Annotated in this window: 13 protein-coding genes; 7 read left to right on the forward strand and 6 right to left on the reverse strand. The window is 70.5% G+C overall.

What is annotated here, in order from left to right:
• Nucleotides 1-35 precede the first annotated feature (35 nt).
• Entirely contained in the window at nucleotides 36-1,049 is a 1,014-nt protein-coding gene (locus AC1Q9M_RS05105) for a fumarylacetoacetate hydrolase family protein (RefSeq protein ID WP_492432726.1), read from the reverse strand.
• Between the two features lie 19 nt (nucleotides 1,050-1,068).
• On the reverse strand, nucleotides 1,069-1,719 hold the full coding sequence (locus AC1Q9M_RS05110) for an NUDIX hydrolase (RefSeq protein WP_382323150.1): 651 nt from the start codon (nucleotides 1,717-1,719) through the stop codon (nucleotides 1,069-1,071).
• Between the two features lie 162 nt (nucleotides 1,720-1,881).
• On the opposite strand from AC1Q9M_RS05110, the gene AC1Q9M_RS05115 reads away from it, so the two are divergent.
• The 4 genes from AC1Q9M_RS05115 to AC1Q9M_RS05130 all read left to right on the forward strand — a co-directional run bounded on the left by AC1Q9M_RS05115 (nucleotide 1,882) and on the right by AC1Q9M_RS05130 (nucleotide 6,046).
• Nucleotides 1,882-2,697 (forward strand): cysteine hydrolase family protein, encoded by an 816-nt coding sequence (locus tag AC1Q9M_RS05115; RefSeq protein WP_492432728.1) that lies wholly within the window; start codon nucleotides 1,882-1,884, stop codon nucleotides 2,695-2,697.
• A 25-nt stretch (nucleotides 2,698-2,722) separates the two neighbouring features.
• A complete protein-coding gene (gene pncB / locus AC1Q9M_RS05120) occupies nucleotides 2,723-3,952 on the forward strand; it encodes a nicotinate phosphoribosyltransferase (RefSeq protein ID WP_492432730.1) in 1,230 nt (409 codons plus the stop codon).
• Between the two features lie 116 nt (nucleotides 3,953-4,068).
• The gene (locus tag AC1Q9M_RS05125) at nucleotides 4,069-5,064 is read left to right on the forward strand and encodes a Bug family tripartite tricarboxylate transporter substrate binding protein (protein ID WP_492432732.1); all 996 of its coding nucleotides are present in this window, start codon (nucleotides 4,069-4,071) and stop codon (nucleotides 5,062-5,064) included.
• Nucleotides 5,065-5,068: 4 nt separating this feature from the next.
• Entirely contained in the window at nucleotides 5,069-6,046 is a 978-nt protein-coding gene (locus AC1Q9M_RS05130) for a D-2-hydroxyacid dehydrogenase family protein (RefSeq protein ID WP_492432734.1), read from the forward strand.
• On the opposite strand, the gene AC1Q9M_RS05135 is transcribed toward AC1Q9M_RS05130, so the two are convergent.
• From AC1Q9M_RS05135 to AC1Q9M_RS05150, 4 genes are read right to left on the reverse strand one after another with little or no spacing between them, the layout of a single operon-like run.
• The gene (locus AC1Q9M_RS05135) at nucleotides 6,012-6,848 is read right to left on the reverse strand and encodes an alpha/beta fold hydrolase (protein WP_492432736.1); all 837 of its coding nucleotides are present in this window, start codon (nucleotides 6,846-6,848) and stop codon (nucleotides 6,012-6,014) included. The genes AC1Q9M_RS05130 and AC1Q9M_RS05135 overlap by 35 nt on opposite strands.
• Entirely contained in the window at nucleotides 6,838-8,937 is a 2,100-nt protein-coding gene (locus AC1Q9M_RS05140) for an acetate--CoA ligase family protein (RefSeq protein ID WP_492432738.1), read from the reverse strand. The genes AC1Q9M_RS05135 and AC1Q9M_RS05140 overlap by 11 nt, the downstream gene beginning before the upstream one ends.
• Nucleotides 8,934-9,728 (reverse strand): enoyl-CoA hydratase/isomerase family protein, encoded by a 795-nt coding sequence (locus AC1Q9M_RS05145; protein ID WP_492432740.1) that lies wholly within the window; start codon nucleotides 9,726-9,728, stop codon nucleotides 8,934-8,936. Before AC1Q9M_RS05145 ends, AC1Q9M_RS05140 begins: the two co-directional genes overlap by 4 nt.
• A 24-nt stretch (nucleotides 9,729-9,752) precedes the next feature.
• Nucleotides 9,753-10,730 carry a tripartite tricarboxylate transporter substrate binding protein gene (locus AC1Q9M_RS05150; RefSeq protein WP_492432742.1) on the reverse strand — a complete coding sequence of 326 codons (978 nt, stop codon included), beginning with the start codon at nucleotides 10,728-10,730 and terminating at the stop codon, nucleotides 9,753-9,755.
• 110 nt (nucleotides 10,731-10,840) lie between these two features.
• On the opposite strand from AC1Q9M_RS05150, the gene AC1Q9M_RS05155 reads away from it, so the two are divergent.
• From AC1Q9M_RS05155 to AC1Q9M_RS05165, 3 genes are all read left to right on the forward strand, one after another.
• Nucleotides 10,841-11,641: an IclR family transcriptional regulator gene (locus tag AC1Q9M_RS05155; RefSeq protein ID WP_444688550.1), complete on the forward strand. Its 801-nt coding sequence runs from the start codon at nucleotides 10,841-10,843 to the stop codon at nucleotides 11,639-11,641.
• 119 nt (nucleotides 11,642-11,760) lie between these two features.
• Entirely contained in the window at nucleotides 11,761-12,273 is a 513-nt protein-coding gene (locus AC1Q9M_RS05160) for a sigma-70 family RNA polymerase sigma factor (RefSeq protein ID WP_492432744.1), read from the forward strand.
• A gap of 6 nt (nucleotides 12,274-12,279) precedes the next feature.
• Entirely contained in the window at nucleotides 12,280-13,233 is a 954-nt protein-coding gene (locus AC1Q9M_RS05165) for a FecR domain-containing protein (protein WP_492432746.1), read from the forward strand.
• Nucleotides 13,234-13,325: the final 92 nt, after the last annotated feature.

A 13,325-nucleotide genomic window follows, 5' to 3' on the forward strand; every position in this document is an offset into this window, starting at 1 on the left:
GCGGGACACCGCGAAGCGCCTCGAAGCGCTGTGAGTCAGGGCGAACGGATCTCCACCACCTGGTCGATGGCCCCGAACAAGGCCTCGCCCTGCGGGCCGCCGGCCAGGATGCGCACGCGGTCGCCATGCTGAAGGTAGGGCGGCAGCCGGTCCTCGGGCTTGCCTTGCAGCTGCGCGCGCACGCGGGCTTCGGTGATGCAGGCGCTGCCCGAATCGGGGTCGGCGTTGCTGACCGTGCCCGCGCCCACGATGCTGCCCGCCACCAGGCTGCGGGTGCGCGCCAGGTGGGCGATGATCTGCGCGAAGTTGAACACCACCTCGCTGTTGGCATGGGGCTCGCCAAAGCGCTCGCCATTGAGCTCGATGCGCACGCGCCCGTCGAACATGTGGTCCTTCCAGGCCTCGCCCAGCGCGGCGGGGGTGACCGCGATGGGGGCGAAGCTGGTGGCCGGCTTGCTCTGGTAGAAGCCGAAGCCCTTCGCGAGTTCGCCCGGGATCAGGCCGCGCAGCGACACGTCGTTGAGCAGCACCACCAGCGCGATGCGATCGGCGGCCTGTTCGGCGGTGGTGCCCATGGGCACATCCTTCGTGATCACCGCGACCTCGGCCTCCAGGTCCACCAGGTGGGCGGCATCGGTGGCCACGATGGGCTCCACGGGGCCGAGCATCACGTCCGAACCGCCCTGGTACACCAGGGGTTCGATGTCGTAACGCGGCGGGATGGGCTCCTTGCGCCATTGGTAGATCAGGCGCGCGTGGTTGCGGTAGACGGAGGCGTCGGCCCACTGGTAGGCCCGGGGCAATGGCGCCATGCAATGGGTCGGGTCGATGCGCTCGGCACCGCGCCAGCCCTCGGCTTCCAGGGCGAGGCGGCGCTGCTCCAGGCCCGGGGCCTGGGCATCCCAGACGTCCAGCAGGGCCTGCAGCGTGGGCAGGTCGCGGCCGGCGGGCACCCACTGTTGGCCGGACGGGCTGACCAGCATGAGTTCACCGTCTCGGGTGCCGTTGTGGCGGGTGGCGAGTCGCAGGTGCAGGGGACTTGGGGTCATGGGGTGGTGGTGGTCGGTGTCAGAGGCCGCGCTCGCGCACGCTCAGCGCGGAACGGAATTGTTTCTTGAGCCGGTACAGCTGCGCCGGGCGGTTGCGGCCGCCGAGCTTGGTCGCGCCGGGCACTTCTTCCAGGATGCCCAGGTCATCGAGCTTGCGCCGGAAGTTGGGCAGGTTCAAGGGCTGCGCCAGCACCGCCTCGTACACCGCGTGGAGTTCGGGCACGGTGAATTGATCGCCGCAGAGGAACGCCGGCAGCGACGAGTAGGCTGCCTTGTTGCGCACGCGCGCCACCACGCCGGCGATGATCTGCGCATGGTCGAAGGGCAGGGCGGGCAGCCTGCCCACCGGGAACCGCTGGACTGTGTCGCCCAGCACGCTGGGCGGCACCAGGGCGTAGTAGACGACGGTGAGCGACCAGCCCCGTGGATCGCGGCCGGGGCCGGAGAAGGTGCCGTACTCTTCGAGGTAGGGGCTCACGACACCCGCCTTGCGCTTGAGCACGCGCGCCGCCGCCGCGCCGGCGTGGTCGTCCTTGTCCTCGTGCACGTAGCCCCCGGGCAGGGCCCAGAGCCCCTTGAAGGGCTCGGCGTCGCGCTTGAACAGGGCGACTTCCAGCTCGCCCTGGACCAGGGTCAGGAGCACGGCGTCGACGGTGAGGATGATGGCCATGGTGGGGAATTTTTTCCGGATTCTACTGCTTAGATTCAGAACGCACCGAATAGATGGATGGATCCATTCATCGGCAAATGTCCTGAATCAGAAAGACTAAGATGCAAAAAAAATCAAAGTAGGTATACTGGGGCCATCGACACCCACCAAGGACGGATGGACATGCGAACCAAGCTCCTGATCATTGATCCCCAGAACGACTTCTGCGACATCGAGGGCGCGGCGCTCCCGGTGGCCGGCGCCCGCGAAGACCTGCGCCGCCTGGCCCGCTTCATCGACGCTCAGTCGGCCCGCCTCAGCGATATCACGGTGACGCTGGATTCGCACGCCAGCGTCGCGGTCGAGCGCACCAGCTTCTGGCTGACGCGCGAGGGTGAGGCCGTGGCGCCGTTCACCTTCATCACGGCCGCGAGCGTGGCGGCCGGCGAGCACCGGCCGCGCGACGCCCGCCTCACCGGCCAGGTGATGGCCATGCTGAATCAACTGGCCGCCGCGGGCAAGGCCGGCATGGTGGTGTGGCCGGTGCACTGCGTCACGGCCACCTGGGGCCACAACATCCAGAGCGACCTCGCCGACAGCCTCGCCGCCTGGGAGATGGCCCACCAGCGCGCGGTGGCCAAGGTGCTCAAGGGCGAGTACCCGCTGACCGAGCATTTCGGCGTCTTCGAGGCCGACGCCCCGGTGGCCTCGGTGCCGGGCACCCAGTTCAACCGCGCGCTGGCCGCCTCGGTGGCCAGTGGGGCCGACTTCGTCGCGTTCGCGGGGCAGGCGTCGAGCCACTGCGTGGCCGCCAGCTACGACCAGTTCATGCGCTTCCTCGCCAGCGCGCCGGCTTTCGCGCCCCAGGTGGTGCTGCTGCGTGACTGCATGAGCCCGGTGCCCGGCTTCGAGACACTGGCGGACGGCCTTTTCGAGCGCGCGCGGGCCGCCGGCAGCCTGGTGCTGGGCGTGGACGAGTTCGCCGCGCGGATCCGTTGACTTCAGACAAGACAAGGAGCGCAACATGAGCAGAACCACCGACACCGCGATGCAGGCCGAGGCGGCGTTCTCGCCCGTCGTGACCTCGCTGCTGGGCACCGATCTCTACAAGTTCACGATGCTGCAGCCCATGCTGCACTCGATGCCGGCCAACCAGGCGGAGTACCGCTTCGTGTGCCGCAACGAACCCGGCTACCCCTTGAGCGAGATCCGGGAGGAGGTCGAGCGCCAGCTGGCGCACCTGTGCACCCTGCGCTTCACCGAAGAGGAGCTGCAGTACCTGGGCGGCCTGCGCTACATGAAGTCCGACTTCATCGACTTCCTGCGCATCTTCCAGCTCCAGCACCGCTACGTGACCGTGGCCGCCGAGGGCGATCACCTGGTCATCGTGGCCCAGGGGCCGCAGATCCACGTGATGTTCTTCGAGATCTTCGTGCTGGCCATCGTCAACGAGATCTACTACCGGCGCCTGGCCACGCCCGAGGTGCTGACCGAAGGCCGCCGGCGCCTGCGCGAGAAGATCGCCCTGCTGCGCACCGTCGGCGCCCGGCGCCAGAACCCGTTCGAGTTCTTCGACTTCGGCGTGCGCCGCCGCTTCTCGGCCGCCTGGCAGGAAGAGGTGGTGGCCACGTTCGCGAAAGAGGTGCCCGAGTTCTTCAAGGGCACCTCCAACGTGTACCTGGCGAAGAAGTACGGCCTGGTGCCGATCGGCACGATGGCGCACGAGTACCTGCAGACCTTCCAGGCCGTGGGCGTGCAGCTCAAGGGCTTTCAGAAGGCGGCGCTGGAGGCCTGGGTGCAGGAGTACCGCGGCGACCTGGGCGTGGCCCTGACCGATGTGGTGGGCATGGACGCCTTCCTCGCCGACTTCGACCTCTACTTCGCCAAGCTTTTCGACGGCCTGCGCCACGACTCGGGCGATCCGGTGGCCTGGGGCGAGAAGGCGCTGGCGCATTACGAGCGCCTGAAGATCAATGCGCACACCAAGCGGCTGGTGTTCTCCGACGGCCTGGACCTGCCGACCGCGATCGGCCTCTACGAGCACTTCGCCGACCGCATCCAGACCGGCTTCGGCATCGGCACCAACCTCACCAACGACATGGGCCTGCCGACCCTGAACATCGTGATGAAGCTGGTGAGCTGCAACGGGCAGCCCGTGGCCAAGCTCTCGGACTCGCCGGGCAAGACCCTCTGCGACGACGAGACCTTCCTCGCCTACCTGCGGCAGGTGTTCCGCATCGCGGCATACCCCTGAATTCCACTCCTTGGAATTGGGGTGGTGCGCGGTGCGATCAGGCGACCTAAGCTGCGCGGAGGTGCCACGGCCACGCCGTGCCGCCTTCCCATACCTAGACCTGGAGACACCGACCGATGACCACCCAACCCCCCTTGTCGCGCCGCCGCTTCAACGCCGCGCTCGGCGCCAGCCTGGTCCTGCCGTTCGCGGCACCCGCGCTGGCGCAGTCACAGGCTTTCCCGAACAAACCGATCCGCATCCTGGTGCCGTTCGCGGCCGGCGGCCCGACCGACCTGATGGCGCGCGCCGTCGGCAAGAACCTCTCGACCTCCCTCGGGCAGCCGGTGATCGTCGAGAACAAGCCCGGTGGCGGTGGCGTGATCGCCATGGGCGAGGTGGCGCGCGGCCCGGCCGACGGCTACACACTGGTGTTTCCGTCCATCCTCGCGGTGACCAACCCGGCGCTCATGCCCAACTACCCGTTCGACACGCTGCGCGACTTCGCGCCGCTCACGGTGGTGGGCTACATCCCGCACGCGCTGGTGGTGCGGCCCGATTTCCCGGCCAAGGACCTGCAGGCCCTGGTGGCCATGGCCAAGGCCGCGCCGGGCAGCGTCAACTACGGCTCCTCGGGCAACGGCACCTCGGCCCACCTCGGCGCCGCGCTGTTCGCGCAGCGCGCCGACATCAAGGTCACGCACGTGCCCTACCGCGGCGCGGCCCCGGCGGTGCAGGACCTGCTGGGCGGCCAGATCCAGTTCATGTTCCTCGACATGAGCTCGGCGCTGGCGCAGATCAAGACCGGCAAGCTGCGCGCGCTGGCCGTGGCCCCGGCCAACCGCTTCGCCGGCCTGCCCGACGTGCCCACCGTGGCCGAGCAGGGCTACCCCGGCTTCAACGTGCATGGCTGGTACGGCCTGTTCGCGCGCAGCGGCACGCCCGCGCCCATCGTGCAGGCGCTCTACACCGAGGTGAAGAAGGCGCTGGCATCGACCGAGATCCGCGAGCTGTTCCAGAACTACGGCATCGAGGCCGGTGGCATGCCGCCCGAGGACTACACCGAGATCGTGCGCAAGGACCTCGCCATGTGGAAGCGCACCGTCGACCAGCTTCAGATCACCCTGCAGTAAGTCCATGATCATTGCGATTCCCGACGACTACCAGGACTGCGTGCGGCACCTGGACTGTTTCGCCAAGCTCGCCGGCCACGAGGTGCGCATCTTCAACGACTCGGTGAAGGGCACGGACGCCCTGGCGGCGCGCTTCGCCGACGCCGAGGCCATCGTGCTCACGCGCGAGCGCACGCGCATCGACGCCGCCCTGCTCGACCGCCTGCCCAGGCTGCGCCTGATCAGCCAGACCGGCAAGCTCGCGGGCCATGTGGACCTGGCCGCGTGCACCGCGCGCGGCGTGCGGGTGGCCGAGGGCAGCGGCGCGGGCTCGGCCACGGCCGAGATCGCCTGGACCCTGGCGCTGGCCAGCCGGCGCCACCTGGTGAGCGAAGCCAACCGGTTGCGCGATGGGCAATGGCAAGGGCACCTGGGCCAGCAGCTCAGCGGCCAGCGCCTGGGCGTCTGGAGCTACGGCCGCATCGGCCGGCAGGTGGCGGGCTATGGCCGTGCCTTCGGCATGCAGGTCTGGGTGTGGGGCCGCGAAACCTCGACCGCCGCCGCGCGCGCCGACGGCTTCGAGGTGGCGCCCTCGCGCGAAGCCTTCTTCGCGCAGAGCGATGTGATCAGCCTGCACGTGCGGCTCTACGCCGACACCGTGGGCATCGTGACGGCCGAGGACCTCGCGCGCATGAAGCCCACGGCGCTGCTGGTCAACACCAGCCGCGCCGAGCTGATCGCGCGCGGCGCGCTCGAACACGCGCTGGCGCAGGGCCGGCCCGGTTTCGCGGCGGTGGACGTGTACGAGGAAGAGCCGGTGCTGGGCGCGGACCATCCCCTGCTGCGCCTGCCGAACGCGCTGTGCACGCCGCACATCGGCTACGTGGAGAAGGACAACTACGAGCGCTACTTCGGCATCGCCTTCGACCACATCGTGGCCTACGCGCAAGGCCGCCTGACCGGGGTGCTCAACCCCGAAGCCAGCCCAGCAGCAGGGGGTTGATCGCGTCGGCGCGCTCGTACTGCACCCAGTGCCCGGCATCCGCCACGAGGCGGGTGTGGGCATCGGGCAGGGGCGAGGCCAGCGCGGCCGCGACGGCGGCCGGCTCGGCCGTCACGTCGTGTTCGCCCCAGGCCAGCAGGGTCGGCCCGGCGTAGGCCGCCAACACGCCGGCGAGGCCGCCGGCGCGCGAGATCTCCTTGCTCCGAAAGCGCGTGCGCACGCAGGCCTCGGTGTGCACGCGCAGCGCGAGCGGATCGATGTCTTGGGCCAACCCGCTGAGCATGTGCACGGCGAGGTTGTGGCGCATGGCCTGTTCCACCGCCGCCGCGTCGCCCGCGCGCCAGGCCGGTTTCCAGTTGACCAGTTCGCCCTTGGGGCGGCGCGGCCCCTGGTGGCCGCCCGTGCCCAGCAAGGCCAGGCGCCGCACCTGGGGCCGCTGCGCGGCCAGGTGCGCGGCGACCAGGCCGCCGAACGAAAAACCCACCAGCTGCACCGGCGTGCCGGGGCCGATGAGGGTGTCCAGGGTCGACAGGGTCGGGGCCAGCAGCGCGGCCAGGCCTTCGCCCTCGGGCGGATCCGAATCGCCGAAGCCGGGCAGGTTCACCGCCCACACGGCGTGCTCGGCGGCCAGGGCCTCGATGTTGCGCACCCAGTGCAGCCAGCTGCCGTGGCCGCCGTGCACCAGCACCACCGGGCTGCCGCTGCCGAAGCCGCGCCAGCAGACCTGGCCGCCGGCCCAGGCCACGCGCTCGGTGCGGGCCCGCGCCGACAAGCTGTCGATCAGCGCCGGGTCAGTCCGCATGCGCGAGCACCACCACGCCGTCGGCGGCCTTCACGCCCTGGCCTTCGGGCAGCACGAACACCGGGTTGATCTCGGCCTCGATCAGCCGCTCGCCGAGCTGTGCGGTCATCTGCGAGAACGCGACGATGGCCGAGACCAGGGCCTCGACGTCGGCCTTGGGCCGGCCCCGGTAACCGTCGAGCAGGGGCCAGGTCTGGAGTTCGCGCAGCATCCCGTGCGCCACCTCGCGGCTCAGACCGCCTTGTGGGGGCAGCATGCGCAGCGTGGTGTCCTTGAACAGCTCGGCGGTGATGCCGCCCATGCCCAGCAGGATGGCCGTGCCCAGCGCATCGCGGTGCATGCCGAGGATGAGCTCGGTGCCGCCCGACACCATCTCCTGCACCAGGAAGCGCGTGGGCGCCACCCCGGCCTTGGCCCGCACCTCGTCGGCCATGCGGGTCAGGCGCGCGCCGATCTGCTCGGGCGTGACGTTGACGGCCACGCCGCCCACGTCGCTCTTGTGCGTGATCTCGCCCGTGAGGATCTTCAGCACCACGCGCTCGCCCAGCGCGCGCGCGGCCTGCTCGGCTTCGGCGGGGCTGCCCACCACGGTCTCGGTGGTGCAGGGAATGCCGAAGCGCGTGAACAGCTGCTTGCACTCGGCCTCGTTCAGCGAGCCGCTGCCGATGTCGTGCACCGCCACCGGCGCGTCCAGCGGCGCGGCGACGTGTTCGCTCCAGCGGCGGGTCTGCAGCATGCTGTTGAGGGCCACGCTGCAGCTCTCGGCGTCGGCGAAGGCCGGCACGCCGCGCTGCGTCAGCAAGGCGGCCACCTGCGGCGCGTGCGGGCTCACGTAGGCGATCACGGGTTTGTCGCTCAGCGGCAGGCAGTCCTGGATCGCATTGGCCATCAGCTCGGGCATGGCCAGGCTGGACGAGCCCACGATGATGGTCAGCGCGTCGTAGCTCGGGCTCTCCAGCAGGGCGCGGATGGCGCCGCGCAGCAGCTCGGGCTGCAGGCCGGCCAGCGTCACGTCGATCGGGTTGCGGTCCAGCGCGGCCTGCTCGCCGGTCTGCAGCGCGCGCAGTTTCGCGGCGGTGGCCTCGTCGGGCGGTGGGGTCTCGAGACCGGAGACGCCGTAGCTGTCCGACACCAGCGTGCCGGCGCCGCCGGTGGAGGTGAGGATGGCCACGCGCGGGCCGCGCAGCACGCGGCCGGTGGACAGCGCCACCGGAATGTCCAGCAGGTCGCTGAAGGTCTGCGCGCGGATCACACCCACTTCCTTGAACAGCGCGTCGTACATGCGGTCGGCGCCGGCGAGCGCGCCGGTGTGCGAGACGGCTGCCTGGGCGCCGGCCTCGGAGCGGCCGATCTTGAACGCCACCACCGGCTTGCCCGCGCGCGCGGCCTTCAGCGCGGCCTGGCGGAAGCGTTCGGGGTGGCGCACGCTTTCCACGTACAGCGCGATGACCCGCGTGGCCTCGTCGTCGGCCAGGTGGTCCACGAAATCGGCGAGGTCCAGGTCCACCTCGTTGCTGGTGGAGATCAGCTTGGACAGGCCGATGCCGCGCGCCGCCGCGCGCGAGAGCAGCGCGCCCAGGATGCCGCCGCTTTGCGAGACCACGCCCACCGGGCCCGCCGGGAAGTGGTCCATCTCCAGCGCGCCGCTGGCCGAGAGCACGATGTTGTCGGTGAGGTTGACCAGGCCGATGGTGTTCGGGCCGAGCAGGCGCATGCTGCCCGCGGCCTCGCGCAGCTGCGCCTGGCGGCGCGCGCCTTCTTCGCCGGTCTCGGTGTAGCCGCTGGCCAGCACGATGGCGGCGGCCGTGCCGCGCGCGGAGAGGTCCGACACGGCCTTGTGCGCGCGCTCGGCGCCGAGCAGCACGATGCCCACGTCGGGCACGGCGGGCAGCGAGGCCACGTCGGGGTAGCAGCGCAGGCCGTCGATGTGCTCGGCGCGCGGGTTGATCGGGTAGATGTCGCCGGTGAAGCCGTGCTTGCGCAGGTAGGCCACCGGGCGGCCGGCGGTCTTGCCCGCGTCGGCCGAGGCGCCGATGACGGCGACGCTGCGCGGCTGCAGCAGCCGGGAGATGGGGGTCACGGGGTTCATGCCTGGGGCGCGGCTTTGTTCAGGAAGGCCATCACCGAGTCGCGGTGCTCGGTGCTCGTGTAGCAGATGCCCTGGGCCTGGCTGCCCTGGGCGAAGACCTGTTGCGCCGGCAACTCGAAGGTCTGGTTCAGGATGGTCTTGCTCAGCGCGAGCGCGGTGGCCGAACCCTGGCTGAGTTCGCGCGCCCAGGCCTGGGCGTCGGCCAGCAGCCGCTCCGCCGAGGTCTTGCGGTCCACGATGCCGAGCGAGAGCGCTTCGTCGGCGTCCACCTTGCGGCCGGTGAAGATCAGCTGCTTCGCGGTGGACAGGCCCACGCGGCGCGGCAGGAAGTACATGCCGCCGCCGTCGGGCACGATGCCGCGGTGGATGTACGACCAGGTGAAGCTGGCCCATTCGCTGGCGATGACGAAGTCGCAGGCCAGGGCAGTGTCGGCGCCCAGGCCGGAGGCCGCGCCGTTCACGGCCGCGATCACCGGCTTGGGCATGGTGTGCAGCAGCGATTGCGTGTGGTGCACGCGCTGCTGCCGGTGCCAGCCGTTGAAACCCACCTCGCCGGCCGGGGCGTTCATGCGTTTTTCCATGCCGGCCACGTCGCCGCCCGCGCAGAAGCCCTTGCCGGCACCGGTGAGTACCAGCGCGCGGATGGCCTTGTCGGCCGCGACCTGCTCCAGCGCGTGGATGAACTCCGCGCGCATGGCGTCGCTCATGGCGTTGCGTTTGTCGGGCCGGTTCAGCGTGAGCGTGGCGATGCCGGTGTCAACCTGCAGATCGATCAGGGGAGGCGTGGACATGGTGGGTTCCAGAGAGAGGGGAGGTCAGTTCGAGGTGATGTTGTTTTCTTTGACGATCTTGCGCCAGCGCGCTTCTTCGGCGCGCACATAGGTCTCCAGCTCGGCCGGCGCGCCGGCGCTGATCACCAGGCCTTCCTGCTCGACCTTCTTGCGGAACTCATCGGTGGCCACGGCCTTCTTGGCGGCGGCGTTGAGTTTGGCGATCACGTCGGCCGGCGTGCCAGCGGGCGCGTACAGGCCGTACCAGCTCTCCATCACGTAGCCGGGGATGGTCTCGGCGATGGCGGGCACGTTCTTGAGCACCGCCGAGCGCTCGGCGCCGGTCACGCCGAGCGCGCGCAGCTTGCCGCTCTCCAGGCCCGAGGACACGGCGGTGGCGGTGCCGAAGATCATGTCCACCTGGCCGCCCATCAGGTCGGTGAGCGCCGGGCCCGCGCCGCGGTAGGGGATGTGCTTCATCTGCACCTTGGCGAGGTTGTCGAACATCTCGCCGGCCAGGTGCGCCGAGGTGCCGTTGCCCTGCGAGGCGTAGTTGAGCTTGCCCGGGTTGGCGCGGGCCGCGTCCAGCACGTCCTTGACGGACTTGTACGGGCTCTCGGCGCGCACCACCAGCACGTTGGGGCCCTTGCCGATCAGGATCACCGGCGCGAAGGCCTTGTCGTTGTCGTAGGGCAGCTTGGGCATCAGGCTGGGGTTGACCGCGTGGGCGAAGGTGGAGATCACCAGCGTGTAGCCGTCGGCCGGGCTCTTGGCCACGAGGTCGGTGCCGATGATGGTGCCCGCGCCGGGCTTGTTCTCGATCACCACCGTCTGGCCCAGCTCCTTGGACATGCCCAGGCCCAGGGTGCGCGCGATCAGGTCGGTGCCGCCGCCGGGCGCGAAGGGCACGACGAGGCGGATCGGTTTGTCGGGGAACTGGGCCAGCGCGGCGGTGGTGGCGAGCGCCGCCGACACGAAGAAGAGGCTGATCCGCGCGGCGGCGGTTCGACGGGAAAGGGGCATGGTTGTCTCCGGTAGGGCCATGGGGAAAACGGTGTTTTTCTCAGGGAAGCATGCTACGTTCGATGCTTCCCGGCCGCACCCCTCCAATTCCAAGCAGTGGAATCACGAACATGAAGACCAGCCCCGTTCCGACCCCGTCCGAGGACAGCTTCGGCAGCTCGCCCACCAACCGTTCGCTGGAGCGCGGCATCCTGATCCTGCGGGCGTTCCGCCCTGGCTCGAGCTGGCTGGGCAACGGCGACCTCGCGGAGCGCACGGGCCTGTCGCCCTCCACCATCAGCCGCCTCACGCAGACCCTGGTGGGCGCGGGCCTGCTGCAGCACGACCGCCGGCGCCGCGCCTACCGGCTCGCGCCGCCGGTGCTGAGCTTCGCGCACGCCATGCGGGCCGGTTCCCAGGTGCTCGCGGTGGCCGCGCCGCGCATGCGCGCGCTGGCCGAAAGCCAGCGCGTCAACGTGGGCCTGGCAGCGCCCGACCACGACGAGATGGTGTACCTCGAATCCATCCGCTACAACCGCCGCGTGGCGCTGCGCAACGTGGTCTCGGGGCAGCGGGTGCCGATGGAACTCACCTCGCTCGGCCGGGCCTACCTGTCCACGGTGTCGGCCGGCCGGCGCAAGGCCTTGTTCGGCGTGTTCCAGCGGCGCTGCGGCAGCCACTGGCCCGAGGTGCAGGCCGACATCCTGGCGGCCATCCGGCAGGTGCACGAGCAGGGCTTCTGCGCGGCGTCCTGGCAACCCGAGGTGGTGGCGATGGCCATGCCGCTGAACACGGTGGAGGGCGTGCACGTGCTCAACCTCAGCGTCTCCACCGAGGAGCCGCTGGCGCGCGTGGTGCGCGAGCTGTCGGGCTCGCTCACCGCGCTGGCGGCCGAACTGCAAGGCGCGCTGGCGCGGGAGACCGGGCCTTAGCCTGGGCCCATTCGCGCCCGTCGCGCCGAGCCGCTCGACCGACGTTTCTTGCTGCTATATTAGGAATAATTCTCATTCCGACAATTGGGCCGCCTGCTTGCCAGCGGCAGGAAAGCACCGTGGCCACCCCCGAGATCGCGCTTGAGCAGCAACAGCTCACCACCCTGTATGTGGACCACCACGGCTGGCTCCAGGGTTGGCTGCGGGGCAAGCTGGGCGACTCTTTCGTGGCCGCCGACCTGGCGCACGACACCTTCGTGCGCCTCATGGTGTCGAGCTGGCGGCCGGGCAAGCTCGGCGAGCAGCCTCGCGCGCTGCTGACCCACATCGCCAAGGGCCTGGTGGTGGACCACTGGCGCCGCCAGGACGTGGAGCGCGCCTACCTGCAGGCCCTGGCCCAGCTGCCCGAGCCCGAAACCCCTTCGCCCGAGACGCGGCTGCTGATCCTGGAAGCGCTGTGCCGCATCGACGCGATGCTGCGCAGCCTGCCGCCGCGCACGCGCGATATCTTCCTGCTCGCCCAGCTCGAGGGCCTGACCTATGGCCAGATCGCGGCGCAGCTCGGCACCTCGCTGATCACCGTCAAACGGCACATGCGCGTGGCCTTCGCGGGCTGCCTCGCGCTGGCCTGACCTGCCATGGCCGTGTCCGCGACCGACATCGATCCGGCGATCCTGAACGAGGCCGCCGGCTGGATGGTGCTGCTGCAGGCCGGCGAGGCCGGCGAACGCGAACTGGCCGAGCTGGGGCGCTGGCGCGAGCGCAGCCCCGCGCACGAAGCCGCCTGGCGGCGCGCCGAAAGCATGCTCGAGACCTTTCGCCGGGTGCCGCCCCGGTTGGGCCGCGACACCCTGTCGCGCCTGGGCCGCCCGGGCCGCCGGCACCTGCTGGGACTGCTGGCCCTGGCCGCGCCCGTGGCCTGGTTGAGCTGGCGCGAGGCGCCCTGGCAGGAATGGACCGCCGATCTGCGCACCGGCGTCGGCGAGCGGCGCTCGATCGACCTGGCCGACGGCACCCGCCTGGTGCTCAACACCGCCAGTGCCGTGAACCTGGCCTTCGGCGCCGAGAGCCGCCGCCTGACGCTGCTGGCCGGCGAGATCCTGATCACCACCGGCCGCGACCCCTCGCCCACGCCGCGGCCCTTCACCGTGCGCACCGCGCAGGGCAGCGTGCGCGCGCTGGGCACGCGCTTCATGGTGCGCCACCTGGGCGACGCCACCCGCGTGGCCGTGTTCGACGGCGCGGTCGAGGTGCGCCCCGCCGAGTCCGACCAGGCGGTCCTGCTGCGCGCGGGCGAACAGATGCGGTTCACGGCCCGGGCCGTGCAGCCGGTGCAAGCCGTGGAGGCCACGGCCGCGCTCTGGGAAAAAGGCATGCTGCTGGCGCGCGACATGCCGCTGGCTGAGTTGGTCGCCGAGCTCGCGCGCCACCACCGCGGTGTGCTGCGCTGCGACCCGGCCGTCGCCGCCTTGCCCGTCTCCGGCGCCTTCGCGCTCGGCGACGTGCCGGCCAGCCTGGCCTTGCTGGAGCAGACCCTGCCCTTGCGCATCGCCCGCGCCACGCCGTACTGGATCACGGTGCAGGCCCGCTGATACCTTTTTCGGGCTCGTCCGGTGTACCGGTTGAAAGGCGCGTCGCTCACGCGCTCCCCTCCGCGTCCGCACACCCGATGAAAGGTTCACCG

The sequence above is a fragment of the Hydrogenophaga sp. GW823-FHT04C09 genome, assembly GCF_058796355.1.

Coding starts and splice junctions, on each gene's coding strand:
- pncB (WP_492432730.1), top strand. CDS start 2,723: ATGAGCAGAACCACCGACACCGCGATGCAGGCCGAGGCGGCGTTCTCG.
- AC1Q9M_RS05130 (WP_492432734.1), top strand. CDS start 5,069: ATGATCATTGCGATTCCCGACGACTACCAGGACTGCGTGCGGCACCTG.
- AC1Q9M_RS05150 (WP_492432742.1), bottom strand. CDS start 10,730: ATGCCCCTTTCCCGTCGAACCGCCGCCGCGCGGATCAGCCTCTTCTTC.
- AC1Q9M_RS05155 (WP_444688550.1), top strand. CDS start 10,841: ATGAAGACCAGCCCCGTTCCGACCCCGTCCGAGGACAGCTTCGGCAGC.
- AC1Q9M_RS05125 (WP_492432732.1), top strand. CDS start 4,069: ATGACCACCCAACCCCCCTTGTCGCGCCGCCGCTTCAACGCCGCGCTC.
- AC1Q9M_RS05135 (WP_492432736.1), bottom strand. CDS start 6,848: ATGCGGACTGACCCGGCGCTGATCGACAGCTTGTCGGCGCGGGCCCGC.
- AC1Q9M_RS05110 (WP_382323150.1), bottom strand. CDS start 1,719: ATGGCCATCATCCTCACCGTCGACGCCGTGCTCCTGACCCTGGTCCAG.
- AC1Q9M_RS05115 (WP_492432728.1), top strand. CDS start 1,882: ATGCGAACCAAGCTCCTGATCATTGATCCCCAGAACGACTTCTGCGAC.
- AC1Q9M_RS05140 (WP_492432738.1), bottom strand. CDS start 8,937: ATGAACCCCGTGACCCCCATCTCCCGGCTGCTGCAGCCGCGCAGCGTC.
- AC1Q9M_RS05165 (WP_492432746.1), top strand. CDS start 12,280: ATGGCCGTGTCCGCGACCGACATCGATCCGGCGATCCTGAACGAGGCC.
- AC1Q9M_RS05105 (WP_492432726.1), bottom strand. CDS start 1,049: ATGACCCCAAGTCCCCTGCACCTGCGACTCGCCACCCGCCACAACGGC.
- AC1Q9M_RS05145 (WP_492432740.1), bottom strand. CDS start 9,728: ATGTCCACGCCTCCCCTGATCGATCTGCAGGTTGACACCGGCATCGCC.